Here is a 26,487-nt window from a genome sequence, read left to right on the forward strand (position 1 = left end):
CCTGAAGCCGACTTGCGGGCCCGGGCGGCGGTCTGCACCGTCGGCCGGCCTCGGTCAGTCCGTGCGGTGCTGCGGTTCGGACTGCCCGGAGCCGCTCTTGGTGAGAGCCGTGCGCGCGGCCTGCAGCAGTTCTTCGGAGATCGGATTGCCCCGGGTGGCACGGGCAAGAGCGAGGGCACCGACCATGGTGCATAGCTGAGCCATGCCGTCGTCGTCGCCGGTGGCCAGCCGGGCAGCCCGGCTCCGTACCCCATTGATGTAGACGTCCTGGGAGCGGGCGGCCCGGCCGGGTTCGCGCCCCAGGTCGGCTGCGAATCCGGAGACGGGGCAGCCGTCCCCGGCGTGGTCGCGGTGCCAGATGGAGAGGTATTGCTCGATCAGCGTCTGGCGGGCGGTCCCACGCTCCCCGGCATGCTCCTCGAGTGCCACGGGCGAGTGCGCCGCCGGATCCTCGAAGGCATACGCGATGGCCTCGTCGACCAGGTCCTCCTTGGAGGCGAACTGCTTGTGGAACCCGCCACGGGTGAGCCCAGCAGTTTTCATCAGGTCAGCGACGCTGACCGCGGTGCCTTTCTCACGGAACATCCGGGAGGCGACGGCTACGACGCGCTGCCGGTTCTCCTGTGCCTGCGCCTTGGACACCCGTCCCACGGAATCACTCTCCTCAACATAGATGTCACTTGACATCTATTCTAGCCTCCATTTAGATTCCCATCTGCATCTATTTGATGTCGCTATCACCGGGCAGGTCAAGCAGGGCCCTGCGCTGCCTCCTACCGTCCGGGGCCGATGGCCTTCGCACGGCAATCGCAGAACCACCGACAGCACGGGAGACCCCTGTGACATCACCACCCACCCCCTCCGAGTCCTCGATACCCGCGGCGTCCACGCCACCCGTGCCGCCTGCCCAGCGACGAAGGGTTTCCGAGGTGGTCCACCGCCGGCGCTGGGCCATCCTGACCGTGCTCGCGTTCAGCCTCCTGGTGGTGATGCTGGACAATTCGATCCTCAACGTGGCGATGAAGACCATCGCCCAGCCTGCTCCCACCGGACTCGGCTCCACCCAGAGTCAGCTGGAGTGGGCGGTCAACTCCTACACGCTGGTCTTCGCCGGACTGCTCTTCACCGCGGGCCTGTTGGGTGACCGGCTCGGCCGCAAGAAGGTGCTGCTCTTCGGCATGGCCGTGTTCGGTGTGGGATCGGTACTGTCCGCGCTGTCGGACTCCTCCGGGCAGCTCATCACCTTCCGCGCCGTGATGGGCTTCGGCGGCGCCTTCATCCTGCCCGCCACCCTCGCGATCATCATGAACGTCTTCGAGCCCGAGGAGCAGCCAAAGGCCATCGGCATATGGACAGGTGTGGTCGGTTTCGCCATAGCCGCCGGCCCGATCGCCGGCGGCGTTCTGCTGGAGCACTTCTGGTGGGGCTCGGTCTTCCTGGTCAATGTGCCGATCGTGGTCGCCGCGGTGGTCGCGATGGTGGCGATCGTCCCCGACTCCAGGGACCCCAGGCCCGGCAGGCTCGACCCGGTCGGCGTGCTGCTGTCGATCGTCGGTCTGGCGGTGCTGGTCTACGGCATCATCAAGGGCGGCCAGCTGGGCGACTTCACCCGGCCCGAGGCGTGGGCGACGATCCTGGGCGGCCTGGTGGTCCTCGCCGGTTTCGTGGTGTACGAGGCCCGCAGTGACCATCCGGCCCTCGACGTCACCTACTTCCGCAACCGGCGGTTCTCCGCCTCCGTCGCCGCCATCGGCCTGGTCTTCTTCGCCCTCATGGGCGTCACGTTCTTCAGCGTCTTCTACAACCAAAGCGTGCGCGGCTACAGCGTCCTGCAGTCCGGACTGCTCGTGCTGCCGCTGGCCGCCTCCCAGATGTTCTTCGCCCCGCGAGCCCGGCTGGTCGTGGGCCGCTTCGGCGCCCGGGCCGTGTGTGCCGCCGGCCTCGTCCTGACCGCCGTGGCCTTCGCCGGCTTCCTGCTGCTCGGCCAGGACACCCCCATCTGGGTGCTGGAGGTGCTGTTCTTCCTGATGGGCACGGGGATGGCCCATGTGATGCCGCCCGCCACCGTCATGATCATGTCGTCGCTGCCCCGGGAGAAGGCTGGCTCCGGATCCGCGGTCAACAACACCTTCCGGCAGGTCGGCGGAGCCATGGGTGTCGCCGTGCTGGGGTCGCTGCTGTCCACCACCTACCGCAACGGCATCGACGGCCACCTGGACGTACTGCCCACCTCCGACCGGCACGCCGCAGGTGAATCCGTCCAGGCGACCCTTACCGTGGCCAAGAAGCTGGGACCGGCCGGCAGGGCACTGGTGCAGCCCGCGCACGACGCCTTCATCCATGCCATGCACATCACCGCGATGGGGTCCGCAGCCGTCGCCCTGGTCGGCGCGGTTGTCGTGCTGGTCTTCCTGCCCGGCAAGGACGCCGCCGCGGCAGCCAGCGGTGCCAAGTCCCAGCGCCAGACCGTCTGAGCCCGACGGTGATCACGAACCATCCCCGCGAGACATGGAGGCGACCGCCTGCCGGGGACGTCCCCGCAGTGTCGTCGCCGAAACCGCCGTCATCGAGACGGTACTGCGGCTGTTCGAAGAGACCGTCACGACGTGTGAAATCGCCACACGGACCCACAGTGGCATCGCAGGGGCCAATGCCTTGCTGACGGCTGGGCTGACGCTCTGATCACGCCTCAACTCAGATATTTTCCATTACTTTCGAAGGAGATCGCCCGATGGTTGTCAACAACCTTGTTCTTATCCCCGGTGCCGGCGGCGTGGGCCGCACGGTCTTCGAGTACCTGCGTGCTCAGGACGTGCCAGTGCGTTTCATGGTCCGGCGCGATGACGAGCGGGCCGCTGAACTGCGGGCACTGGGCGCAGAGGTCGTCATCGGTGACCTGACCCGGCCCGAGACGGTGGCTGCCGCTCTGCAGGGCGTGGCGCGGATGTACTTCGGGATGCGCGTGTCGCCGGACCATCTGCTGGCGGCGACCGCGGTGGCTTCCGTTGCGAAGGAGTACGGGAAGCTGGAGGCCCTGGTCGACCTGTCGCAGATGACGGTGTCGCAGATGACTGCCACCAGCACGGAGGAGTCGCACCAGCAGCGGCTGCACTGGCTGGCGGAGCAGGTGTTCGACTGGTCGGGTCTGCCGGTGGTGCACATCCGGCCGACGGCGTTCCTGGACACTCCGCTGTTCACCACGATGGCGGCGCGGTCGATTCAGGAGAACGGCACGATCACGGTGCCGTTCGGCACCGGACGCACCTCGCCGGTCGCCGTGGACGACGTCGCCCGGGTCATCGCCACTGTGCTCCGCGACCCGGCTCCCCACATCGGGCAGGTCTACGAGCTGACCGGGCCGCGCTCGGTCGACATGACGGAGCTGGCCGCGGAATTCTCTCGGGCGCTGGGCAGGCCGGTGTCCTATGTGGACATGCCCCCGGAGCGGTGGGAGGCCCACCTCCCGAAGCTGGGGATGCCCCCGCACCTCGAACAGCACGTCGCCACTATGGCCCGGCTGCACCGGGACAACCGTTACAACCGCACTGCCGACGGCGTCGAGCGCGTGACGGGCATCCCCGCCCAGTCCATCGAGGCGTTCGTAGCCGCCCGAAAGGACTTCTACCTGGGCTGAACCGACCTGCTTGTGCGCGTTCGGTGCCTGCCGCGGGAGGCGGTGTCCATCATTTGCGATCGGCTCCGGGAGCGGGCCTACCCGAGCTCGGTCGCGTCAGGGACGCCGTAGCCGTGGTCCATCGGCCGAAGCATGTTGTGATGCCGAAGGATTCGGGTGTCAGTCAACCCGTATCGCGTAGCGGTCGCCTGCTTGCCGCCTGTGGGTCGTTGCCGTCAAAGCGCCCCGGACCATCCTGGCCCGGGCGTATCCCCTGGTCACGCTTGTGCCCCCGGCAGGATTCGAACCTGCGACACCCGGTTTAGGAGTCCTGGTGGGGCGTGGGGGGTCCGGATGGTTCTTCGCTGTCCGGAACGACCTGGTCAAGGCAGTGCTGGGTGCTACGCCCTCCACTCCGGGATGGCTTGTGCCGCGCCGTCCGCTCACGCATCGCTCACGCACGGACCGCTGCCGAGCGGGGCATTCGCACACCTACTGCTGCTTGGCCAGAAAGCGCTTCGCGATGGTGCGGGCACCGGAGGGGTGCATGCGCATGGCATGGCGCGCCTCTCCGCGAAGAGTCCCGGTGTACGGCGAGCGCGGGCTGTCAGTCGTCCTCGTCGTCCGGTTCGGACTCCCGGGTGAAGGCCAGGTCAAGGACGTAACGCTCGTCAGCGGGACACTGGTCCCATGCGTGCTGGATCTGCTCCAGGGACCAGTCGTCGGTGATGCTCTTCAGGATCTCGTCGTAGTAGGCGGACGCCGCCTCGCGTCCCGACCACCACGCGTAGCCTTCGTACACCCCCGGGCGGGGCAGGGTCATCTGGCCAGCTGGGCCCATAGTCAGCTGGTTGACGACGAGGATGCCGGTCTCGCACTCGATGCTGACCGGGGTCTGGCCTTCGGCGTCGGCGGGGGGCTCGGGGGGCGTGTCCCAGATGCGGACGGTGACCTTTACGTCGATGTCGGGCTGGCGGCTGAGCAGGTACAGGTGGTAGCCGTTGCCGGCTACCACCTGTACCTCCGCGGCTGCCATGGCTGCCTGGTCACCGAGGTAGGCGTCAGCGTCGTGGACCTCGACGACTCGGCGGTCGGGGCTTGCGGTGACGCTGTACTCGGCGAGGAGTGCCATGGGGTGCCTCTCTGTCAGTCAGTGATCTTCACGTAGAAGGGGTCGCCGTCCAGGACTCGGTTGGCGCTGTACATCGCCAGGATCATGTTGCCGCCGGCGTTGTTGTCCGTGCCCGTGATCAGGCGGACGGAGTACCGGTTGTCGCCCTTGGTCGATCCTTCCTTCGTACTGGCGAAGGGGTACTCGTCGCACTCCAAGCCCGACCCGGAGTAGTCGCCCCACACCTTGTTGCATTCCGCGATGGACTTCTTGCGGTTCGCCTTCTGCTTGTCCTTGTCGATCAGCCGGTGCAGGGGCTCCTTCTCCCCGGGGATGGTCTTGCCCGCGAAGGACGGGAAGGTGCGCTCCGGGTGCTTCAGGGCGTCGTAGAGGTGTAGGGCGCTCTCCTTGACGGCGGGGTCCTTGCGGCTCATCACGAGTTCCACGCGGGCTCCGGTGAAGACGGTACCCAGGTGCTTGCCTGCCACTGGTCCGGCGTAGTCGAAGCGCACGCCGGAGTGGTAGGCGTCGACCTCGCTGTACGGGGAGACACTGGGCGACGAGACGCCGAGGTCCATAGAGACCGTTCCCGCGACCTTCTGCTGGTTACCGGAGTCGAACTGGGCACCCAGGTCGGGGGAGGTGTACGTGAGCGTCCACGTCGGTTTGTCGTTCCAGACCCCGAGCGGTTCGTCGCGCTGGACCGTGCTGGGAGCGGTGATCTGCGGATTGGGGTCGCTGGCGCTGGCGTTGACGTCGTCCCGGAAGAACTGCCCGATGCTCCACTTGGTGGCGTCCTCGGGAGGCGCGGTCTGGACGCGGATATTCTCGACGCTGGCCAGGTAGTCGACCCTGCGGCTTCCGTCGTAGGCGAAGCCCAGGGTCCACATGTCGAACCAGAGACGGCCGATGGCCTCGGTGCCGTTCTTGTCGCGCAGGATCAGGTCGTACGGCTTCTTCTGACAGCTCTCGAAGCGGCTCTTGATCCAGCCGGCCTGGGTCTTCGCGGCAGCCGTCTGCTGCTCGCACTGCTGGCGCAGGTCCGACTGTTCGTCCGCGGGTGCGCGCCGGACCGTGTGCCCGTGCCGCGTCTGCTTGCCGTGCGAGCGCCGATAGACGGCGAACGGAACCGGGTGGTTCAGCTCTTGGAGCTCGGACTTGGGAACGGACGAGGCGTTCACGAACCCTGCGGTCGTCGCGGGTCGCGGTGTGTGCGCCTGAGTGGGCGCCGCGGTCGCGGCGGTGGTGGTCAGGAGGGTCACGGCGCAGGCGGCTGCTGCTCGGCGGGCCCAGCGGACCAGTCGTATTCGGTGGTTGGGGTGCTGCACACGGAGTTGCTCCCTGGGAAGCGTGGTGAAGTCTCGGATGGTGGAAGGTTTCGGCCGGGACTGCTCGTGGCGGCCGTCGCGGGTGGCGCCTTGCTGGTTCCGTCCGCTCAGGAACGGCACATCCCGCCCCAGCAGGCTTCGAGGAGCTGGCCGGTGCGGGCCGAGTACACGGCGGTGAAGCCTCGATAGCGCCGGTGACTGTGCTCGAGTCCCGCTGTCATCTGCTGGGAGCTGACGGTCCATATCGGCTCCGACTTGGCTTCCAGGGACTGTTCCACGGTGGTCGACGACCGGGCCAGGTCGACGTGCTGCGGGTCGACGGCGAAGGAGTGCGCGGCGCGCTCGCGGAGGGACGCTGCGCTGGGCGCATCGCCGGCAGCGCGGGCGGCCATGACCTCTGGCTTGGCCTCCAGAGCGACGGCGTTGCAGACGTGGGCGGAGGGAGGGGCCAGCGGGAGCGCTCGAGAGCGGTTACCCGGCCGTCCAGTTCCTCGAGGGCCTTGTCGATCTGGTCGGAACGCTGGACCAGGAGCGCGAGTTGGCCGTCGATCCGCGCGAGCCCGACTTCGAGGGCGCGGCGGAGTTCGGCGAGCTCCAGGGCGATCTCTCCGTCGGGCATGTCGGTCGCTCCATTCGCCGCCGTGGCGTCCTCTACGACGACGACCCCAAGAGCCGCCGTCGCCGAGCTGTCCCGCTGCCTGCCCTCTGCATTGCACCCCTGCGCTGGCACCGCATGCGGCAGGCGGACGCCCGGATCAAGGCGGGGGAGAGGTGGCAGGAGTCCGACTACGTCTTGGCCACCCGCACCGGTCGCCCGGTCGAGCCGCGCAACCTCTACCGCTCCTTCACCCGCGTCGCTGAGTCCGCCGGCCTTCGCGTCATCCGGCTGCACGACGCCCGCCATGGCACCGCCACCCTCCTCACGGCGGCCGGGGTCGCGCCCCGCGTCGTGATGGAGATCCTCGGGCACTCGCAGATCAGCATCACCACGGACGTGTACACGCACGTCGTCCAGGACACCCAGCGTGAAGCCATGAGCCACATGGACCGGCTGCTGAGGAACAGGAAGAAGCGCCCCAGTCGTGGGTGACCGCCCCCGTTGATGTCAAAAGTAGAAAGTAGATGTCAAAGGCCCCGGACCATGATCGGTCCGGGGCCTTTTGCCTGGTGCCCCCGGCAGGATTCGAACCTGCGACACCCGTTTTAGGAGAGAGTCTATTGATCACCCTGTCTGTCCTGACCTTTCCCCGGCTTCACTGTTCCTGCTGGTCAACAGGGTGGAGTCTTCCGGGTTCTCCCGGTCCTTCCCTGTCTTTACTCGGCCTTCCGTTCCCATGACGTTCCCATGTGGAGCCTCGGAAACTCTGGAAACGGAGCCAGGGGAGTCGGCTGAGGTCAGCTGCGGTCGTCGAAACGGTGAGCACCGCAGACCTCTTGGGGGCGGCAAAGGCTCCTGGAATTCGGCTCAGGGGGTCGAGGCTTTCGACCGTCTGAGCGGGCCGCTGCAGACAGGTTAGAGGCTCGGACTAGGGATCCCGGGCGGTCTCCACTGCGGTGACTATGCGGCGTGGTCATTTCGCAGGGCCTGGATGAGCCGGGGGTACGCCGGGATCAGGTTCGGTACTACCTGCCAGCCGTTGACGATCCACACCAGCCGCCAGTATCGGTCCACCCGGGGATCGTGCGCCTCTTCGAACTGCTGCGCCATCCAGTCCCGGAATTCCGTGTCAGGGGTGCGCGCGAACACCTCGGCGAAGCGGTGTACGAGGTCGTCGATGATGGGTGCGCCCCTGTCGCCGAGCGGGTCGATGCTCGACTTCATGGCCTCGGCCACCTTCTGACGGGTGAACTCCATCAGTTCCTCGCCGGCTTCGCATTCGATGTCGAGCGGGCGCCCGGCCGCCTGACGTACGGCCGTCCGGCGCATCCGGGCACGGAAATCCTCGTCGCCGACCAGCTCGGCGAGCTCCACCCACGCGGCGACCTGCTCGCCGGTCGGATCATCGGGGAGGTCGGGAGTGGCAGCGCGAACCATGGCCACCGCGGCCGGGTCGGCATCCACTGTGCCGAAGGTGCCATCCACGAAATCGTCGATCAAACGTCGGCGTTCCTCGCCGGACAACTGTGTGAGCCTGTGCATGAGCTTGGTCTCCTCGGGACTGGACCCGCGGCTGGCCACGACTCGCAGAACGTTCCGACGCAGTCGCAGCATCCGGATCTGGACGTCCAAGGCGTCGGCGTGCGCCGCGGCGACTTCCGCCACCGAGAGCTCACGGTCCAGTACCCGTTGAATCGTGGCCAGGTCCATGCCCAACTCGCGCAGTGTGCACAAGAGTTCCAGACGAAGCAGTGCGTCGAGGTCGTAGAGCCGATAACCGGCGGGACTACGGGTGGTCGGCGCTACCACCCCCGAATCGGAGTAGAACCGGATGGTCCTCACAGACACGCCGGTCCGCCGGGAAAGCTCCCCGATCGAGTAGAGGGTCGTAACGTCCATGTCCCCCACTCTGCTGTCTCCAGTCGCTGGAGACTCAAGGCCATTCCCCAGCCGGGCCCCGACCCAGACGTCCACCGAGTCGCTGAAGCATGCGTCGCGTGCTCTCCGCTGACCTCCAAAATGAAACGGGCACGCCTTGCACGTGCTGGGCGGGCGATAGCAGCGACATGCGACATCACTCGCCGGCGGCCTACGGCTACGAGCCCTTGGACTCAATCATCTAGTGGCTCAGGATCAGCCGCGGGAGGCCAAGACGTACCAGAGGCCCCTGCCAGAGCGGTGGTCGATCGAGATCGGGACCGAGCCGGTGTCAGCTCGGCCAGCCCCAGTCCTCGAAGTCGTCCCAGGTGATCCTCTCGGGCGCCTCGCTCCGAACAATGACGAGTTCAGTGGCGACTGCCGGAGATCATCGAGGCGTCGGCGCCAGGTGGTTGTTGACGGAGAAGGTCTCCTGGAGCCAGGTCAACGCCTTCTCCCACCGCGCCTTTCGGTGGGAGGGAGTCGGCGACTCCCAGCCGAAGAACGTCAGGGAGCTTTCCGGTTCGCCCGCTCGTGTAGTGCCGTATAGCGCCGAAGCGCCTCGTCGGCGAGCTCCTTGTCCAAGCGCCCCGCCAAGATCCGCTCGTGGGTTGCACTTGCGGGGAGCCTGCGCGCCTTGAGGCGCTTGACCTTCTGTTTGGCATCCGTGAGCGAGGCTTCGGCCAAGGCAAGTGCGGGCCGGCGGCCGGATGCCTCGTCGATCTTCCGCTCAAGCCGAGAGGTTGCGGAGTCGAGTTGATCGAATCTTCGGCAACGCTCGCACACGAGGCCGCCGGATCTCTGGAGCCGGAAGAGGAACTGGTGACACGCGCTACACGGGGATGAGAGCGCGAAGAGCGCCAGTGGGACTCTGTTGCCGGACCCTGGAACCTGACCACCCGTTTGACGGACATGGCGGACCTTGTTGTGCATCAGCCGGACTCCTCCCTGGCTAGAGATCTTCACTGAGTTCGGCCTTCCAGGGTGACGATGGTGGGGCGAGGCAGACGCCCGTGGCACGGCGTTCACTCCGGCTCGGCCTGGCTAAGGTGCGCCTTTGATGGGTACTGGACCTGCTTGGTCGTGTCCAGTGGGCTACGTCGTCGCCGAACTGCTCACTCCGCGCTGGAAGGCTCGGCCGAATGCAGGTGGGCGACTGTCGGGTTCGGCTCCTGGGACTTCACGCCGTGGCCCTTACGTCCGCGGGGTTCGGTTGCGCAGCCGGTCGATCTCGGAGAGCACGCGGTCCACATGCGGGCGCACCTGCGCCTGCAACGCATCGCTCCAGCTCTCCTCGGAGTAGGGGCAGTTGAGATAGAGCTGCCTGGCGTGTTCGAGGGCGGGACGGTGCGCGGGCGGGAGCTGGGCAAGGGCCCAGCTGGCGGCGGCGTCCTTCGACTTGATCTGGCCGGTGGCGAGCGTGGTCCAGATGCGGGCGAGGGTCAGCAGGACGTTGCGGGTGTCGTTGTCCAGGTCGTCGAGCAGGCCGGGGATACCCGCCACGCTCGCCCGGACCAGGTCGGCCTGCGGGACCGGGTCGAAGACCTGCGCCGGGTGCGGGCCGGTGAGGGGGTGGTCGCCGGTCAGCGTCATGGTGATCAGCAGGGCCAGATCGGGCATCGGCTCCGGCTGGGGGACCTGCCCGGCCTCGTATGCGGCGCGCAGCCACTCGCCGTAGAGGAAGTCGCCGGTCGGCGGGTACCGCCACGGCCGGACCTCGGACTGGACGACCACAGTGAGCTCGATGGGGCGTGCCTTGTTTCGGGGGCCGGAGATCCGGAGCAGTCCACCCAGGAGTGTCCGTCGCTCCTGCTCGCCCATTCGCCGCCGGGAAATGACCAGCACGTCCACGTCGCTGGCCGGCCTGAGTCCACCGAGCACACAGGAGCCGTGGAGGTAGGTGCCGATGACATCTTGGCCCAGCACACCGTCGACCAGCTCCACGACCTGCTGAACCTGATTCATTGCACCAGCGTCTCCTGTCATCCGGCCGCCTGCACCGCATTATCTGACTGCGGCTGGTCAGGGCGATGTGCCGAGGGCGAGGCCGGTTCCGGTGATGAAGCCGTCGAGGGTGTCTGGCCGGTGCTGGAGGCGTTTGAGCCGGTTGTGGACGAGCGTTTCCAGGCGGTTGAGGGCTACGACGGCGAGATTGGCCAGGCTGCGTTTGACATGCGCCCATACCCCCTCGACCGGGTTGAGGTCGGGCGCGTAGACAGGCAGCAGGAACACCGTCAGCCACTCACGCTCGGCGATCAGCTCACGCATGGCGTGGGAGACATGCGGCAGCCGGCGGGACGGAGGGGCGGGTGCGGGTCAAGAGGGCGTCAATTCCCTCCGGGTCAGGCAATGTTGCACCAAAAATATTGACGTGGTCATGTAAATCACGGCAGAGTGTCGGCGTCCTTCAGCGCGTCCTGCACGATGTTAGGTTCGGCCGGGCCCCGCCCGCCCTCATGGTGCGGACGTGTACAAGGCATGCTCCCGTTCCCGCTTTGCGACGCAAGCGACACATCGATGCCGGACGTGCCCCTTCTCTGAGAGGGAACGGATCATGTCCCTGGCGTCACTGTTCCACCGCCTGGCGAGACCCGGCCTGGTGACGGCGGCCCTCGCGGCCGGCGCGCTGGCCCTGACGACGACCACCGCCAGTGCCGCGCCCGCCCTCACGCAGATCAGCGCCGATCCCTACACCAACTCCACCAGCCAGCACGCCACCGAGGTCGAGCCGGACACGTTCTCGTACGGCTCGACGATCGTCTCCGCCTTCCAGGTCGGCCGGTTCACCGACGGCGGCGGCTCGAACGTCGGCTTCGCGACCTCCAAAGACGGCGGTGCCACCTGGACCAAGGGATTCTTGCCGGGGATCACCACACAGGCGGGCGGCACCTTCCAGCGGGTCAGCGACGCCTCGGTGACCTACGACGCGAAGCACAACGTCTGGCTGATCTCCTCCATCCCCATCACCTCGTCCGTCACCGTGCCCGAGGTGTACACCAGCCGCTCGACCGACGGCGGACTGACCTGGAGCAACCCCGTGGTCACCGCGACCGGTTCGAGCCTCGACAAGAACTGGATCGTCTGCGACAACACCGCCACGAGCGCCTTCTACGGCAACTGCTACACCGAGTACGACAACAACGGCGACGGCGACCGCAACAAGATGACCACTTCCTCCGACGGTGGACTGACCTGGGGTGCTTCGAAGAACACCGGCAACAACGCCACCGGCCTGGGCGGTCAGCCCGTCGTACAGCCGAACGGTACCGTGGTGGTCCCGATCGCCAACGCCTCGGAGACCGCGATCCGCGCCTTCACCTCCACCAACGGCGGCAGCTCCTGGACCAACGCCACCACCGTGGCCACCGTCAGCACGTTCACCGTGGGCGGCAGCCTGCGCAGCGGCCCGCTGCCCTCCGCCGAGATCGACTCCGCCGGGAAGGTCTACGTCGTCTGGCAGGACTGCCGCTTCCGCGCGAGCGGCGGCTCCTGCACCTCCAACGACATCGTGATGGCGACCACCACCAACGGCACCACCTGGTCGTCGGTGACCCGCATCCCGATCGACACGACGACCAGCACCGTCGACCACTTCATCCCCGGCCTCGCGGTCGACCCGTCCACCTCGGGTTCCACCGCGCACCTGGCGCTGACGTACTACTACCACCCGACCGCCAACTGCAGCGCCTCCACCTGCCAGTTGGACGTCGGGTACGTCTCCTCGACCAACGGCGGCAGCACCTGGACGACGCCGACCCAGCTCGCCGGGCCGATGGCCCACTCCTGGCTGGCGAGCACCACCCAGGGCACCATGGTCGGCGACTACATCTCCACGTCCTTCTCCGGCGGAACGGCACACCCCGTCTTCGCCGTCGCCTCGGCCCCCAGCGGCTCGGTCTTCAACGAGGCGATGTACACACCGGCGGCGGGCCTCGCGGCGACCGCCGGCACCACGGCCGTCACCACCGCCACGGCCCGCGACAACGCCTTCTCGGCCCGCCTGGCCGCGATCGCCTACGTGCAGTGGCTGGCCAACGGTGGCACCGAGGGCGGGGAGGACAGTCCCTGACAGTTTGAGCGGCCTGGTCTGTCCGGCGCTGAGCCGCCGGACAGACCCCAAGGTGCGCGACTGCGGTTGACGCACCCCGAGTAGTGAAGGGAGGGGCCTCGGGTTCTTTAAGGGGCGCCCCTCCCACATGTACGGGACCACGTTCATGTGCAGTCGCCCTGCAGCCTCAAAGGCGGGGCAGACATCGCTTTTTGTCGGCTGGGCGCTCGGCTGCGGCACCTACTCAGTTGCAGTGGACCCTACGCTCCGGTGCCGCTCACCGGGACCGACAGCGTGGGATTGCCGGTATCGCTGCTGGTGAGGTGGAAGGTCGCTGTGGCGATCCCAGCCGTGGTGGGCTGGAAGTGCACGGTGAAGTCCTGTTCCTGGCCGGGCTGCAGGGTGAAGGGGAAGCCGGGTCCGCCAGCGAGAGAGAAGGCCGGGCTGCCCGATGCCCGCGAGACGTAGGCATCGCGAAGGGTGAGTCATGCGTGAACCATCCACAGGCTCCAGTGCCCCGCGCCAGTGATCAGCGAAGCGATCAGTTGGACTGGCCGTTTTCTCATGGGGCCATTTCGGCTTCAGCTGTCCCCGCTGTTCCACTCGTCACCGAGCCCCCATCGCGGCGCCGACAGCTGACACTCAACCATGTGGCCAGGCGTGGGCTGCCGTCCGTCGTCGTGAACACCGCCGTGGCCTCCACCCCGCGCTTGTAGCGACGATCGTGCGCGCTCACCGTCATGCCGCCATCGCCCGGCACGTTCCGTAAGGAGCCGCCGCGCTCAGTCGTTGGCTCGGTCGTCACCTGCGGGCGCGGCGCGCGGGCGCTCGCTTGCGATCGACCCTGACGGACAATCAGACTCCGTTCCCACGGCGTTCCCATTTCCTTACAGAAACCAGAACATGTAATTACCCTGCGTTAAAGTCGCAGGTCAAGCCTGCCTCCGGCAGGATTCGAACCTGCGGCACCCGCTTTAGGAGTCTTCTTTCGACAGGGGTGTGACCTGCGGAAACGTCGACTGCAATGTGTCTGGCCTGAGAAAACTCCCCTCCGTGGTTCTCACGTGTTCACGGGGTTTCCCGGCCTCATGTGTGCTGCGGTGCGGAAGAGGTTGGTCGGCATGCCGCGTATCTCTTCAGGGATGCCGGAGATCAGCCGGCGCCCGGCCTCGTTGGTGAGCCGCACATTCCACTGCCCGTCGATCGCCGCGCCGGGAAACGGGTCGTGCGCGTCCAGGAGCGTCTGCAACGAGGTCCGGACTCCGGACAGCGCCGGATCGGTCAGCGGCGTCTCCGGGAAGCGGGGAGTGTAACCCGCCGCCAGCAGCCAGTCGTTCCGCTCCCGCAGTGGCAGGTCGAGGTGCCTGGCAATGGCCATGATCACCTCGGGGCTGGGCTTCGACCTGCCCAGCTCGACAAAGCTCAGATGCCGAGGCGAGATCCCGATCTCGTGCGCCAGATCCATCTGGCTGCGCCGGACCAGGTCCCGCCGCCGACGAATCAGGTCTCCGACGGTCACAGCTGTCACGAACCGCGACGGTATCCCGCGTATGCGTGAGAAACGAGTACCTCTCAGGGTATTCGCATCGCGGTCCCCGGCGGCCACACGATGGCCGAGTTCCAGCGGACCTGTAGCGGTGAGAGGACCTCAACCATGCCCTACTTCGACACCACCGACGGCACTCGGCTCTTCTACGCGGAGGCGGGCCCGGCCGAGGGCCGCACGGTCGTGTTCGCCCACGCCTGGGCGTTCAACAGTGGGATGTGGAACTACCAGATCCCCGCCATCATCGCCGCCGGCATGCGCTGCGTCGTCTACGACCGGCGCGGCCACGGGCGCTCCGACGTTCCCGGACGGGGCTACGACCTCGACCGCCTCGCCGACGACCTGGCCGACCTTCTCGCCCACCTGGACCTGCGCGACGTCGTACTGGTCGGACACTCCATGGGCGCGGCCGAGGCGGTCCGCTGCCTGACACGTCGGGGCGACGGGCGCGTCAGGGGCGTCGTGCGCATCGGCGCCACCGTCGCCGAGACACCCGGCAGCCACGCGATCTACGTATCGCGGCCGGGCGTCGTCGCCGACCTGATCAAGAAGGCCGCTGCAGCGATCGGATGACCGGATCGGCCGTGAGGCTGATGACGAGAGAGCTTGGACGGGGAGCGGGAGGGCTGCGGTTCAGGTCGCATTCGGCTGCGTCCGTGCGGGTCCACTTGGGCCGACTGGATATGTTCCACCGCAGGTCAGGACAGTGCCCAGCCCGTCCGGCCTCCCGGACGAACATGTGGAAAGCGTGTTGGGGCAACCTCTCACGAGTTCGAATCTCGTATTCTCCGCCAGTGCCTCACCGGGCACGATGTCGAAGGGCCTCACCGTTCGCGGTGAGGCCCTTCGACATGCGTGGTTTCTATGTACAAGCACTTCGAGGACCCCGAGCCCGGCTACGTCGCCGACCTGCCTGACCTGCCTGACCTGCCTGACCTGCCTGACCTGCCCGACCGGCAGAAGGAGACCGACGCCGACATCTTCGAGGCCATCGAGGACGTTCCGAAGCAGCCGCACATCCGCAGGAGGCCAACCGTGACGCGCGAGCTTCTCGCCGTCGGCGACGCCTGCAAGAAACCCGTCACCGATGGTGAGGGCAGCCTCTGCGTCGACATGACGGAGGTCGATCAGCCCACGGTCAACGGGCGGCCCTGCTCTCGCACCCGCAGCAGTCCGCTTCGGTCTCGCCGGTGTCACCGTGCCGGCCGCCGTCGCGGGGGCGCAGGTGATGGCGCGGGGCGAGTGCGGCCGCAATCAGAACCGCAGCTGCCGCGAGCAGGGCGACGAGGGTGCTGTGGGCCTGGATCCAGGTGGACATGGAGGCGGAGAAGCGGGTCGGACCTCCACTCCTGATCGGACGCACCATGTCGTGGTTGTCCGGCTACCGCAGACTCGGCCCCCGCTACGAGCGCAATCCCCGCAACCGCCTGGCCTTTCTCGGACTCGCCGCAGCCCTGTGCTGCTACAAGCGACCGGTCCGCCTCACCACGTAGGACACGGTCTTGTTCGGAGCCCGGGTCAAGCGGTGGGTCCGCGCTGCCTCGCACGCCACCCGTTGGCGGCAGCGACCCCATGCCTCCCGATCGACCACGGCGGGACGGTGACTCCGCAGGCCCCTTCGCGCGCCGGCGGTCGAGAATCGGATTCCGCAGCATATGCATTCGAGGCGGTTTAGTGAAGAATGAAATGCCTAGCACGTTCGAATTCACGTCACATTCACTTTCTTCACGGAATGCAATGTGCGCATTGGGGTGGTGAGGTCCGTTCTCACAGGTCATCTCAGTAAGAAAGTGAGGCAATGAAACGGGCGATTAACTGACGCGTAGCCGACGGGAATCGTCTCCTCTGGTCAACTCCTGGTCACCGCAGTTAACACACAGCGTCAGGAGGGGCCATGTCCTTCTTCGCCAGGGCGTCCTGGCCAGGAGACCACCGCGACGAGATCGTCGCCGGAACGCTCGTCGCGGCGGTGATAGTCGTGCTCGGCTACGCCTCGGGCATCGGCGCCCCGGCGGCGACGCCCATCAACACCGCCGCTCCTCCGGTGGCCGGGGCTCCGTCCGCCTCGCCCGGCGCTTCGGACGGTTCCGGGGCCAGTAATTCAAGGGTCCGCAATTCCGGTATTTCTGCCGGTGGGGCGGGATCCGGCTCTGCGGGGGATTCCTGGCCGGGAAGCGGTGACGCCGGAATTCCGGTGGTCGCCGAAACGCCGCCGACCAGCGGGCGGAGCGGCGACGGAACGGCTGGCGAAGGCGGCGGGCAAGAGCCGGTTCCCGTCCCGTCCGGCTCGGCATCGGATTCGCCCACTCCAATCCCATCTCCCACTTCGCCGAACGGCTGCCAGGAGGGTGAAGCGCATCTGGTGCAGCCACTGTTGAACGGCGTGATCACTCCGGTCACCGGTTTGCTGGACGGTCTCCTCGACGGCGGCGCCTCCGGCGTCACGGCCTCACCGTCCCCGTCGGCTTCCCCTTCGCAGCCCACCTCCTCGGCCGCCGGGCTGTCGTCGGTGTGTGTCGGCGTGGCGGCCTCGCCCTCGCTCCTCACGGGGGTGCTCCCGTGAGACGCCGCCTCCGCTCCCTGCTTCTCACTGTGCTGGCCGCGCTCGCCGCCCTGTTTCTCGCCGCGCCGGCCGCCTCGGCCCACACCGAGTTGGACTCCTCGACGCCGAAGAACGGCGCACGGATCGCGCACACTCCAGCCGAAGTCCGGTTGGCCTTCACTGAGCAGGTCGATCTCGCGGACGTCCATGTCACCGTGGGCGGCAAGCGGCTGGCACCGTCCCGTCCGCCCCGCGGCGACGCCAAGGGCAATGTCGTCGAGGTCACCGTCCCGAAGACCACGGGCAGGGACCGTCTCACTGTGGTGTGGCAAGTGCTCGACATGGAAGACGGCCACCCGACGTCCGGGGCCCTGTCCTTCACGCTCGCGACGAAAGCCAAAGAGTCCGGCGCGGCCGGAGCCGGCACCCAGGCCGCGCCGCAAGCGTCCGAGTCGGTACGCACGGCCTGGACCGTGACCCGCTGGGCCGCGTACCTCGCCCTTGCCTTTTATGTGGGCGGGCTGGCATTTCTGGCGCTGCTCTGGCCGCAGGGCGCCCATGACCGGCGTACCCGCCGGATCCTCACGCTGTCCTGGACGGCAGGGCTCGCGGCGAGTCTCCTCGCGCCGGGGCTGCAGGGTGCGTACGGCGCAATGGGCCCGCTCGGCGACGTACTGAAGTCCTCTACCTACACGGACCTGTTGGGCACCGAAGTCGGAGTCGTCGCCGCATGCCGGGGGCTGATGTGGGTGCTGGCCGCCATCGTGCTGGCCGCGCTGCTCCAGGGTGGTGAGCGGACCGCCCGGTCGCCGGGCTGGCGCGTCGGTGCCCTCGCCGTAGCCCTCGGACTTCTGCGGACCACCGGAATGACCGGCCACAACGCCGAAGGCACGCATCCGGGTTGGGGCGCGGTGGCCGATCTGGTCCACCTGCTGGGCGTCTCGCTCTGGCTGGGCGGCCTGACCCTGCTGCTGTTCGGCGTGCTCCCCCGGCGCCGGCCGGAGGAGCTGTCGTCCACCGTGTCCGGCTACTCCACGCTGGCCGGGGTGGCCGTCACCGCGATCGCCGTCGCCGGGGCGGTCCTGACCTGGCAGATCGTCGGCTCATTCGGCGCCCTGATCCACACCGGCTACGGGCAGCTGCTGCTGCTCAAACTCGCCGTACTGGCCGTTGTGCTGCTGATCGCCCAGGGCAGCCGCGGCTGGGTGAAAACACGGCTTGACATCGCCGTACTGCTGCGCGGTGACCGAGCCACCGTACGGCCCTTCGTCTACTCGGTCGCGGCCGAGACGGGGCTCGTCCTCGTCGTCCTCGCCGCGACGAGCGTGCTGGTCACCTCCGCCCCCGGACGCTGACCGGCGATCCCCGCACCATCCCTCTCACCTCGCAAGGGAGACGCACCACCATGCACACCGAAGACACCACCACACCCCCGCCGCGCCACCGCCGCTCCCGGATGGGCAACCGAGTACTGCTCGCCACCGGCGCAGGCGCCGGCATCGCGGCCGTCGCCTGTCTCGCTCTGCTCCAGGCGTCGAGCGGGTCCGCCGCACCCGCCACGGCCGCACCGGCGGCCGACGCCCACTCGATGACCTCCATGGATCAGGCGCGGCCCGCCGCCGCCCAGGCCAAGGCAGCCGACTACACCATCAAGATCACCAACTACAAGTTCGCCCAGCCGGCCCTGACCGTCAAGGTCGGCCAGACCGTGAAGTGGGTCAACGAGGACACCGCTCCGCACACGGTCACCACAACCAGCGGTCCGGCCAAGTTCGACTCCGGCACGCTGAACAAGGGCGACAGCTGGTCGTACACCTTCACCAAGGCCGGCACCTACAAGTACTACTGCGCCGTCCACCCGGACATGACGGCCTCCATCACCGTGGTCGCCGACAGCGGGGGCGGTGGCGGCAGCACCGGGGGTGGCACCGGAGGCTCCACGGGCGGTTCGACCGGTGGCTCGACGGGAGGCTCCACGGGCGGCTCGACGGGCGGCTCGACGGGAGGCTCGACGGGAGGCTCCACGGGCGGTTCGACCGGAGGCTCCACCGGGGGCAGCACAGGCGGTTCGACCGGGGGGAGCAGCGGCTCCGGCGGTACGGGCGGCGGCAGCGGCGACGGCGGCAGCGAGCAGTGCGTCAGCGTCCAGCAGGTCCTGCTGCCCATCCTCCAGCACATCGACAAGGCCCACTTGGAGGAGTCCCCGGGCCAGCAGGTCCAGGACGCGCTCCAGCTCGACAGCTACATCAAGATGCACACGGCCTGGCTCGAGTCGATCCTCACCCCGGCCGTGAACGGCACCAGCTCCGTGGCCGACAACACGCTCACGGTCATCCTCCAGCACGTCAACTCCGCGCACCTGGAGGAGTCCCTGGGCCAGCAGATCACGGACATCCTCAACCCTGACCAGTACGTGAAGACGCACACCGTCTGGGCGGAGCACCTGCTCGCACCCACCACGAACTACCTCACCAACTCCTGCTGACCCTCCGAGGAACGTGGCGGGCCGGCCGAGTCACAGTCGGCCGGCCCGCCACCGCAGGCCATTGTCCCTCGCCCCCTCGTCATGTCGAGGTGCCCCGATGAGCGCACAGACCTTCCCCGCAACGCCCCTCCCGCCGACCGATCCGATTCCCGCCCGGCTGCCGCGCCCCGGCACCTACACCGCGGACGGCGACCGCTGCATCGTCGAACTCACCACCCGTCTCGGCCCGTTGGTCACCCTGCGCCGTCGCCTCACCGCGGGCGAGGCCGCGCTGACCGTCGCGCCGTCGGCCTCCGACACCGTCCTCAGCCTGAAACTGACCGGCGTCGCGCTCGGCGGCGACGAACTCTCCTTCGTCAGCACCGCAGTCGAGCCCGAGGCCGACGGCGCCCGGCTGCGTATACCCGGTGTACTCGCCACCGGCGACCCGACTGTTCCCTCCGTCCCGGCCACCCTCACACTGCGCGTCGTCGACCGCGCCGACGACAGCCTCCTCGTCCTCGGCACCGCCCAGGTCCCGTACGGCCCTCTGCGTCGGACCACCGGTTTCGTCCTGTCCCGCATCCGCCCCGCAGACCGACTGCGTCTGCTTGTCGCCGCGGAGTTCACATGTCCCGCCTGACCACCCGGATCCCGCGGATCCTGCTCGCCGCTCTCCTCTCCACGGGCGCCGTCACTTTCCTCGGCGCTCCGCAGGCGAGCGCCGCCGGCCACCAAGTCGTCATGTCCGGCTACGCGTTCGCCCCACGCTCCCTGACCATCACCGCCGGGGACACCGTCACCTGGGTCAACCATGACCAGGCGCCGCACGACGTGAAGACCACGTCCGGCCCCGCATCGGTCCACTCCCCGATGCTCAACAAGGGCGGCACTTGGAGCTATACCTTCACCACTGCGGGCACGTACGGCTACGTCTGCACCGTGCACCCCGGCATGACCGCCCAGCTCGTGGTCCAAGCCGCCGCCACCCAGAAGCCAACCACCGCGGCGCCCACCCACCAGCACAACAACCCCTCGGGCCCCACCAAGACGGCTGCCTCGCGCACCCCTGCCCGGGTGACCGCGTCCACCCACCCGGATGCCACCGCGTCGGCGGCCGCCGTACCAGCCGCGTCCAACAGCCCGCTCTCCCGCGCTCAGAGCACGGCGCCCACGCTTCAGGCACAGGTCCCGACCGCCGCCGACAGCGCCGCAGCCGCCCGGCCGCTCGACCCGCTGCTCGTCCTCGCAGGCATTGTCGCAGGGGTCGCGGTGCTGTGCCTGCTGCTCGTCGGCTCCCGCTCCGCGGCCGCGTCCGGAGCTCCCTCAACGGCTGACGTCGAGGCGGACAGGAACTGAGCACGGCGCCAAGTGCGGCGCTTCCAGATGCCGGTCGGCGTTGCCGCCACAAGAGGCGACTGCGTCCCTCACCCCCCGGCCAGGAGATGGCACACCCTGGTGCTGGCTGTTGGTGAATCCGACGACGGCGCCCCACCAGCAGAGCTGAGAGACCAGGGCGTAGCGGCTCGCAGCGCGCCGCTTCACCGGTCGAGCAGGTACGGTGCCCCGTCCGGGAGCGGGGCCGGCGTGTCCATCGCCCGCCGTACACCCGACGCCGAGGAGGCGCTCGGAGAGTGCTGGGGCGGTGGGTCTCGGCACCCCTTTCCGCTGACTTCATATACGGGCAACGATGCCGGATGGATTGGCCGGTGCGGCGTTCGCGCACCCCCTGACGGCCGGCCAGGCCCGGGGCGGGCCATCGGGCCCGCCGCGCCCCCATGTAATGACTTCACCAAGCTTGCGTGAAATGGCGCTTCAGGGATTGTTAGGCAAGCCTTATCTAACTTTTACTCGGTCTGCGTCCCGCACGTCAGACCGGAGTCACCATGTCCAGCGCAAACGTCACCCTGCTCGGCGCCATCGCCGGCTTCACCATCTACCTCGGCCTCCCGATCGGCCGACTCCGCGCACCAACTCCCCGCCTCAAGGCGGGCCTGAACGCCGTGGCCATCGGTATCCTCGTCTTCCTCGTGTGGGACGTGCTGACCCACACGTGGGAGCCGGTTGACGAGGCGCTCGGCAAGCACGAGTGGGCAACCGGTGCTTCCGGGGGCGGCACTCTGGCTGTGGGTCTGACGATCGGTCTGGCCGGTCTCGTGCATTACGACAGACAGCTGGATCGGCCGCCGCCGGACGTCTGCCGACCGCCCGTCGGGACCCGGCGCCGCCGCCACCGCCGAGCTGGCCCCGAAGGTCCGCAGCCAGGCAGGGGCCCTGGCGCTGATGATCGCCACCGGTATCGGCCTGCACAACTTCGCCGAGGGCCTGGCCATCGGAAACTCCGCCGCTCGGGGCGAACTCTCCCTCGCCGTCCTGCTGATCATCGGTTTCGGCCTGCACAACGCCACCGAGGGCTTCGGCATCGTCGCACCACTGGCAGCGGAAGGTGAACGCCCGTCCTGGCTCACCCTCCTGTGGCTCGGCCTGATCGGCGGCGGCCCCACCTTCCTGGGCACGCTCGTCGGCCGGCACCTGGTCAACGACACCCTGTCGATCGCCTTCCTCGGCCTCGCCGCCGGTTCGATCCTCTACGTGGTCATCGAGCTGCTGGCCGTTGCCCGCAGGACCGGGCTGAAGACACTCACCACCTGGTGCATCCTGCTCGGCCTCCTCCTCGGCTTCGCCACGGACGCCGTCGTCACGGCAGCCGGCGCGTGAACCGACCGGCAGCCCGTCAACCGCTCCAGGCCGGTCGGCGGGCCGGAATCCCAAAGTGTCGCTGACCAGCGAGGACCGACAGATGTCCCCTCTCGGTTCTGGTCTCATCCACCCCCGCCCGACGCTGTACGGAACGGTCACCACCGCGCGCTGCGCCCAGGCCGGAACGCCCCGCTCGCCCCTGAACCCCCAGGCCGAAGGCTTGGCTGAAACGCACGCGCCTCGGACTGCTCCCCGCACCCGCGGGGATGGTCCGGACCAAGCCTCGCCAGGCCATTTCGACCGGCGCTGCTCCCCGCGCTGATCTCTGGCACTTGCAACCGTCTCTGCAGCAGGCGGCTACCAAAGTAGGCAGACCTAGTCCTGCGACCAGGTCAAGCGTGCCCCCGGCAGGATTCGAACCTGCGACACCCGCTTCAGGAGTTCGATCCAAGCCCGCTCCCGCTGGTGTCGTCGACTGGTGCGGCGGCCGGTCAGAGTCGCTGATGTACGTCCCCGTCCGGCGTCGTTGATGTCAGCCGTGGATGTCAGAAGCCCTCTGGGGTTGCTGAACTTCGTTGCTGTACAGCGGCGAGGCACCGTCGCTCCTCCGGGGCCCGGACCGTTATCAGTGCCACTTGCTAGTTTGCCTGGTGGAGTGAGACCGGTCAGAGAACCTTCGAGGTCCGCGGTCAAGGGGGGTGGGCATAAAGGTCCCCGGGAGCCACCTCGGGACTATGTTGCAGGCCGTAGATCCCACCCCCCTCATCCTCTATGAGGCCAGCGGTCGGCACCTCCACTGAACGGCGGTGCCGGGGAGGCTCCCTCACTCCTCCCGGGGTGGGATAAGGCGGTCGGCGCTCTCAGCATCGTCCACGTGTCCGCGGACGTCGACGGTGATCGGGGTGGCGCGTCCTCTGGCCGTGACCAGCCAAGCAAGAACCTGCTCGGTCAATGGCCCGTTGCTGGGCCCTTCGTCCTCCAGTACGCGCGCCAGCCGCCACCTGGTACGGCGGCTACCACCTGGTCGGCTTGCTCCAGGTGGGAGAAATCTGGGTAGTCCGTCACGGGGCGGCGGGTACCGCGTTTGGGATCGACCACAAGTGCCACGCCCGTCGCCTCGTCCCAGGCGTCCACGTGCACTGTCCGACCGATCGTCGTCTCTGTGCCGGTGAAGATTGCGAGCCAGCCTGTGCCGTTGAAGTACCGCATGCGGTTATCGTCCATGACGGCGGCCGACCCCGACGTGGAAGTGCCCACTTCGGTGCCTTGGCGGACTCTCAGCTTGGGAAGCTGAGGTGATCAGCGGCTAGCCACAGGGCCGACCTGCGGCGGAAGGGTTTCGACACCTGGTGGCGGGTCCGCCGATTCCCCGGTGTTCCCCGTGGTTCCCCGCAGGATCTGGCACGCGTCTGGCACGCCCTCTTGGTCCTAGGTCCGGTTCGACCGTCGATCACAGCTGATGATCAAGGAGCGACTGGCCCGAGGACTTCGTCGGCGCTGCGCGGCTCTGTGCGCGGCTGCTGGTTGAGCTTGTGGCGTGCGATGGAGGAGCGTCGGTAGACCTCCTTGCGGGCCCGCATGATGTTGCCCAGGGGCGCGTGCTCGGCGGTGACACGCCAGGGCGTGAAGGACAGTGAGTCCATCTTCTCCAGGGTTTCCGGGCCGGAGATGTCCTGCTGCGGCAGCCGCAGCTTGGCCACGGTGACGGACGGCGAGAGCTGCTCGGGCCACTCCACGGTCGTGTCCTCCACCGGCATGCGCTCCAGGTCGGTGCAGAGCTGGACCTGGATGTCGAAGGCGTAGGGCCGCTCCTGCAACTCGGCCTGCAGGGCCGGTCGGAAGACCTCCGCCGCCGAGGTCGGATCGATGTTGCGCCGGACCACCGCGCGACAGGCGGCCCAATCAGGCAGGCTGATCAGCGACCCGAGGCGTGTCGATCCTAGAACGGCGGCCCGAAAGAGGTGGGGACATCCGAAGCCAGTCGCAGAGCCTTCCGGACGTCCCGCTGGTACGTGTAGGAAGGGTGTGGCCAGGCGTCGTCAGAACGGGCCCAGTAACTGTTGTCCGAACGTGCCGCCACAGCCTTGCGCCACAGCTCGGCGCTCTTTCGAAGCTCCCCGACGTAGGCGGTGACCTTCGGCCTGGCGCCGGCAGACCAGTTGGCGACATTGAGGCCATCAGCCTCATGGTCCAGCGCGGCCGCCATCTTTGCAGCCCAGACGCGATTGGCGGCCGTGCTGCCCAGGTGCGGATAGGTCTTGAAGACGCGCGCGGAGGCCAGTTCCAGCCTGAGGAAGGCAAGCTGGTCTGCTGCCAGGCTGGTCTCCTGCTCGCGTACGCTGCCAGTGGTCTGACCGTCCGTGTCGGCCGCAAAGCAGGTGACGGTCCTGTTACCCGAGTGCTGGACCTCACGGGTCGGGTAGTAGTAGTTGATGCCCATCGTGTGGGGCAAGGACCAGTCGTCCATGACGTAGTCGGTCAGACGATCGCTGCACCGGTGGTACGACCGTTTGGCGAGGACGTCGTCGGCGCCGCTGGACCCGGTGAGAGCGACCGTGGCGAACACTTCCCCGTCATGTGGCCGGGAGCACGACACGGGTACCGCGGAGTAGACCTCTTTGTGCTGCGAGCTAGTGAAGCAGTCGCCCACCGCGAGGCTTACGGCCGACCGGTCCCCTGCGCCAGACATCCGCTTATCCGGATTTTCGTCGGCGTCACCGGCGATCGCCCTGCTGACCAGGCTCATCGCCAGCACGACCCCACCGAGCGCCAGCACACCCACGATCGCTAGGTTGCGGCGCTTCTGGTTGCGCTTGGAGCCGGGCTCAGACGGCGCGGGCAGCGGTACGGCGGACATGGGTCTCCGGTCGACCTCGGCAAACACGTATGCGGAGCCGGATCTTCGCACACGACCAGGCATCTCAGTCCCCCCAGTGCGCATTTGACTCCCGCCTGATCTGGCCAACGGCGAGCCTTCGCCACGTAGACCCACTGGCTTTGGTTTATGTGATCGACTCATGGCCCCGGCCCTATCCACCAGTGGGCGCGCGTCGGCGCAGCGCGGTTGAGCGGGCCGGAGGCAGGAGCGGCGCGCAGCCGGGGCTTGACGATGTTCTGACACGGGGCCGGTTGACCCCGCGTTCCACACGGCGTTGGATCTTCCCTGCCTGTGCGGGTTCGGGGAGGGAGAGCTGGGACGATGACTGGGGACACCGGACCCGGGCTGATAAGGGTGGTGTACTTCGAGCAGACGTCTGCGTTGATGATGGGCGCGGGCGCGGTGTTGTCCGAAGGGTTGTTGCTGGTCTTGATCGGGACGACTCACCGGCTGGAGACCCTGCTGGTGGGCACAGTTGCGGTCACCCTGGGGTGCCTGGGGCTGCTGCCACTCGGTTTCCGTCTACCCGCCCGGCTCCGCCGCAAGTACGAGCAGGCCGCGCAGATCGACAGCGTCGACGAACCGCACGCGGGCCGGGATGCGGCGCGACGGCTGTCGCTACGGCGCACGGCCGGATTCGTCGGGGCGGGAGGCTGCTGGATGGTGCTCATCGGCGTTACGTTCCATCAGGTGATGCCGCCCGTCATGTTGATTCCGGCAGCCCTGGCTGCGTGGGTGCGGTCCCGGGCGACAGCGGACTGGGAGCGGGAGAACGGTGCAGCCCTATGGCAGGGCGTACCCGGTGTCCTGGGGGCCCGAGGCCCGGTATTCCGTGTGCCTTCAGGCGGCGGGATATGAATGATGCCTACGCTCCGCTCTCATGAACGGAACGAGTTTGGAAGATCGCGTACGTGGATGGAGCCTGGCCTGCGGAGTCGCTGACCTGCGATGTCATGCGGGATTCCCCGTGGCTTCCCCTTGTTCACCGGGGCCTCCGCTGGTCTGACCTCGACCTCGACAACCGCGTTCTCTACGTCCGCCACCAGGTCCAGCGTCGCCGTGGCGTCCTCTACGACGACGACCCCAAGAGCCGCCGTCGCCGAGCTGTCCCTCTGCCCGCCCTCTGCATCGCGCCCCTGCGCTGGCACCGCATGCGGCAGTCAGATGCCCGGACCAAGGCGGGGGAGAGGTGGCGGGACTCGGACTACGTCTTCGCTACTCGCACCGGCCGCCCCGTCGAGCCGTGCAACCTCTACCGCTCCTTCACCCGCGTCGCCGAGTCCGCCGGCCTCCGCGTCATCCGCCTGCACGACGCCCGCCACGGCACCGCCACCCTCCTCACGGCGGCTGGAGTCGCGCCCCGCGTCGTGATGGAGATCCTCGGGCACTCCCAGATCAGCATCACCACGGACGTGTACATGCACGTCGTGCAGGACACCCAGCGCGAAGCCATGAGCCACATGGACCGGCTACTGCGAAAGCGGCGCCCCGGTCGCGACTGACCGCCCCCGTTGATGTCAAAACTGGACGTCAAAGGCCCCGGACCATGATCGGTCCGGGGCCTTTTGCCTGGTGCCCCCGGCAGGATTCGAACCTGCGACACCCGCTTCAGGAGTTTTCCCTGGACGTAGCGCTGACCTGGGGAGATGTGGGCCATGGGATGTCTGACCAGGGGAAACACTCCTCCGTGGTTCTCACGTGTTCACGGTGCTTCCCGTTCCCGTGTGTGCTGAATACGTGCC

General features: G+C 67.9%; 23 protein-coding genes and 5 pseudogenes. 15 read left to right on the top strand and 13 right to left on the bottom strand.

Annotated features, from left to right (window positions below):
• Positions 1–54 precede the first annotated feature (54 nt).
• Positions 55–651: a TetR family transcriptional regulator gene (locus EDD90_RS31450; protein ID WP_123976281.1), complete on the bottom strand. Its 597-nt coding sequence runs from the start codon at positions 649–651 to the stop codon at positions 55–57.
• Between the two features lie 278 nt (positions 652–929).
• Between EDD90_RS31450 and EDD90_RS31455 the strand changes: the two genes are divergently transcribed.
• From EDD90_RS31455 to EDD90_RS31460, 3 genes are read left to right on the top strand one after another with little or no spacing between them, the layout of a single operon-like run.
• Complete coding sequence (locus EDD90_RS31455) at positions 930–2,474, top strand: MFS transporter (RefSeq protein WP_398926057.1); 1,545 nt, start codon at positions 930–932, stop codon at positions 2,472–2,474.
• Positions 2,475–2,508: 34 nt separating this feature from the next.
• The gene (locus EDD90_RS55725) at positions 2,509–2,682 is read left to right on the top strand and encodes a hypothetical protein (protein WP_185149282.1); all 174 of its coding nucleotides are present in this window, start codon (positions 2,509–2,511) and stop codon (positions 2,680–2,682) included.
• Between the two features lie 49 nt (positions 2,683–2,731).
• Positions 2,732–3,634, top strand: coding sequence for an NmrA family NAD(P)-binding protein (locus EDD90_RS31460; protein WP_123976283.1), 903 nt, complete (start codon positions 2,732–2,734; stop codon positions 3,632–3,634).
• A 586-nt stretch (positions 3,635–4,220) separates the two neighbouring features.
• Here the strand turns inward: EDD90_RS31460 and EDD90_RS31465 are convergent.
• The 4 genes and pseudogenes from EDD90_RS31465 to EDD90_RS57730 form a co-directional block, all read right to left on the bottom strand.
• Entirely contained in the window at positions 4,221–4,745 is a 525-nt protein-coding gene (locus EDD90_RS31465) for a hypothetical protein (protein WP_123976284.1), read from the bottom strand.
• A gap of 14 nt (positions 4,746–4,759) precedes the next feature.
• On the bottom strand, positions 4,760–6,052 hold the full coding sequence (locus tag EDD90_RS31470) for a NucA/NucB deoxyribonuclease domain-containing protein (protein WP_260328218.1): 1,293 nt from the start codon (positions 6,050–6,052) through the stop codon (positions 4,760–4,762).
• A gap of 107 nt (positions 6,053–6,159) precedes the next feature.
• Positions 6,160–6,444 (bottom strand): hypothetical protein, encoded by a 285-nt coding sequence (locus tag EDD90_RS57725; protein ID WP_260328831.1) that lies wholly within the window; start codon positions 6,442–6,444, stop codon positions 6,160–6,162.
• A gap of 47 nt (positions 6,445–6,491) precedes the next feature.
• Positions 6,492–6,671, bottom strand: a pseudogene (locus tag EDD90_RS57730) (hypothetical protein); the annotation flags it as partial.
• 15 nt (positions 6,672–6,686) lie between these two features.
• On the opposite strand from EDD90_RS57730, the pseudogene EDD90_RS31480 reads away from it, so the two are divergent.
• Positions 6,687–7,142 (top strand): annotated as a pseudogene (locus tag EDD90_RS31480) (tyrosine-type recombinase/integrase); the annotation flags it as partial.
• 468 nt (positions 7,143–7,610) lie between these two features.
• Here the strand turns inward: EDD90_RS31480 and EDD90_RS31485 are convergent.
• The 4 genes and pseudogenes from EDD90_RS31485 to EDD90_RS31500 form a co-directional block, all read right to left on the bottom strand.
• Positions 7,611–8,549, bottom strand: coding sequence for a MerR family transcriptional regulator (locus tag EDD90_RS31485; protein ID WP_123976286.1), 939 nt, complete (start codon positions 8,547–8,549; stop codon positions 7,611–7,613).
• Between the two features lie 525 nt (positions 8,550–9,074).
• Positions 9,075–9,500, bottom strand: coding sequence for a hypothetical protein (locus EDD90_RS31490; RefSeq protein WP_123976287.1), 426 nt, complete (start codon positions 9,498–9,500; stop codon positions 9,075–9,077).
• 261 nt (positions 9,501–9,761) lie between these two features.
• Positions 9,762–10,532, bottom strand: coding sequence for an aminoglycoside adenylyltransferase family protein (locus EDD90_RS31495; RefSeq protein ID WP_123976288.1), 771 nt, complete (start codon positions 10,530–10,532; stop codon positions 9,762–9,764).
• A gap of 57 nt (positions 10,533–10,589) precedes the next feature.
• A pseudogene (locus EDD90_RS31500) lies at positions 10,590–10,850 on the bottom strand (transposase); the annotation flags it as partial.
• A gap of 271 nt (positions 10,851–11,121) precedes the next feature.
• Here EDD90_RS31500 and EDD90_RS31505 point away from each other — a divergent pair.
• Positions 11,122–12,636 carry a sialidase family protein gene (locus EDD90_RS31505; RefSeq protein ID WP_123976290.1) on the top strand — a complete coding sequence of 505 codons (1,515 nt, stop codon included), beginning with the start codon at positions 11,122–11,124 and terminating at the stop codon, positions 12,634–12,636.
• A gap of 1,039 nt (positions 12,637–13,675) precedes the next feature.
• On the opposite strand, the gene EDD90_RS31510 is transcribed toward EDD90_RS31505, so the two are convergent.
• Positions 13,676–14,143, bottom strand: a complete 468-nt coding sequence (locus tag EDD90_RS31510; protein WP_123976291.1) for a helix-turn-helix domain-containing protein — start codon at positions 14,141–14,143, stop codon at positions 13,676–13,678.
• Between the two features lie 126 nt (positions 14,144–14,269).
• Between EDD90_RS31510 and EDD90_RS31515 the strand changes: the two genes are divergently transcribed.
• Entirely contained in the window at positions 14,270–14,734 is a 465-nt protein-coding gene (locus tag EDD90_RS31515) for an alpha/beta fold hydrolase (RefSeq protein WP_123976292.1), read from the top strand.
• A 565-nt stretch (positions 14,735–15,299) separates the two neighbouring features.
• Here EDD90_RS31515 and EDD90_RS55730 read toward each other — a convergent pair.
• Entirely contained in the window at positions 15,300–15,527 is a 228-nt protein-coding gene (locus EDD90_RS55730) for a hypothetical protein (RefSeq protein ID WP_185149283.1), read from the bottom strand.
• Here EDD90_RS55730 and EDD90_RS56425 point away from each other — a divergent pair.
• The 7 genes and pseudogenes from EDD90_RS56425 to EDD90_RS56430 form a co-directional block, all read left to right on the top strand.
• Positions 15,514–15,654 (top strand): annotated as a pseudogene (locus EDD90_RS56425) (IS5/IS1182 family transposase); the annotation flags it as partial. The gene EDD90_RS55730 and the pseudogene EDD90_RS56425 overlap by 14 nt on opposite strands.
• An 869-nt stretch (positions 15,655–16,523) precedes the next feature.
• The gene (locus tag EDD90_RS57735) at positions 16,524–16,724 is read left to right on the top strand and encodes a hypothetical protein (protein WP_260328219.1); all 201 of its coding nucleotides are present in this window, start codon (positions 16,524–16,526) and stop codon (positions 16,722–16,724) included.
• Positions 16,721–18,058 (top strand): copper resistance protein CopC, encoded by a 1,338-nt coding sequence (locus tag EDD90_RS31530; protein WP_123976295.1) that lies wholly within the window; start codon positions 16,721–16,723, stop codon positions 18,056–18,058. Before EDD90_RS57735 ends, EDD90_RS31530 begins: the two co-directional genes overlap by 4 nt.
• Before the next feature lie 50 nt (positions 18,059–18,108).
• Positions 18,109–19,188 (top strand): plastocyanin/azurin family copper-binding protein, encoded by a 1,080-nt coding sequence (locus EDD90_RS31535; protein ID WP_123976296.1) that lies wholly within the window; start codon positions 18,109–18,111, stop codon positions 19,186–19,188.
• Between the two features lie 97 nt (positions 19,189–19,285).
• Positions 19,286–19,810 carry a hypothetical protein gene (locus tag EDD90_RS31540; protein WP_123976297.1) on the top strand — a complete coding sequence of 175 codons (525 nt, stop codon included), beginning with the start codon at positions 19,286–19,288 and terminating at the stop codon, positions 19,808–19,810.
• Positions 19,798–20,526, top strand: a complete 729-nt coding sequence (locus tag EDD90_RS31545; protein WP_123976298.1) for a plastocyanin/azurin family copper-binding protein — start codon at positions 19,798–19,800, stop codon at positions 20,524–20,526. The genes EDD90_RS31540 and EDD90_RS31545 overlap by 13 nt, the downstream gene beginning before the upstream one ends.
• Before the next feature lie 924 nt (positions 20,527–21,450).
• Positions 21,451–21,885: a ZIP family metal transporter gene (locus EDD90_RS56430; protein ID WP_221305139.1), complete on the top strand. Its 435-nt coding sequence runs from the start codon at positions 21,451–21,453 to the stop codon at positions 21,883–21,885.
• 1,445 nt (positions 21,886–23,330) lie between these two features.
• Here the strand turns inward: EDD90_RS56430 and EDD90_RS31560 are convergent.
• Together EDD90_RS31560 and EDD90_RS31565 are read right to left on the bottom strand one after the other, a co-directional pair.
• The gene (locus EDD90_RS31560; RefSeq protein ID WP_260328220.1) at positions 23,331–23,750 is read right to left on the bottom strand and encodes a hypothetical protein; all 420 of its coding nucleotides are present in this window, start codon (positions 23,748–23,750) and stop codon (positions 23,331–23,333) included.
• A 56-nt stretch (positions 23,751–23,806) separates the two neighbouring features.
• The gene (locus EDD90_RS31565) at positions 23,807–24,724 is read right to left on the bottom strand and encodes a septum formation family protein (protein WP_185149284.1); all 918 of its coding nucleotides are present in this window, start codon (positions 24,722–24,724) and stop codon (positions 23,807–23,809) included.
• Between the two features lie 342 nt (positions 24,725–25,066).
• Here EDD90_RS31565 and EDD90_RS31570 point away from each other — a divergent pair, with 342 nt between their 5' ends.
• The gene (locus EDD90_RS31570) at positions 25,067–25,603 is read left to right on the top strand and encodes a hypothetical protein (RefSeq protein ID WP_123976300.1); all 537 of its coding nucleotides are present in this window, start codon (positions 25,067–25,069) and stop codon (positions 25,601–25,603) included.
• Between the two features lie 131 nt (positions 25,604–25,734).
• Positions 25,735–26,247: pseudogene (locus EDD90_RS31575) on the top strand (tyrosine-type recombinase/integrase); the annotation flags it as partial.
• Positions 26,248–26,487: the final 240 nt, after the last annotated feature.

Source organism: Streptomyces sp. Ag109_O5-1 (genome assembly GCF_003814875.1).
Classification (GTDB): Bacteria; Actinomycetota; Actinomycetes; order Streptomycetales; family Streptomycetaceae; genus Streptomyces; species Streptomyces sasae.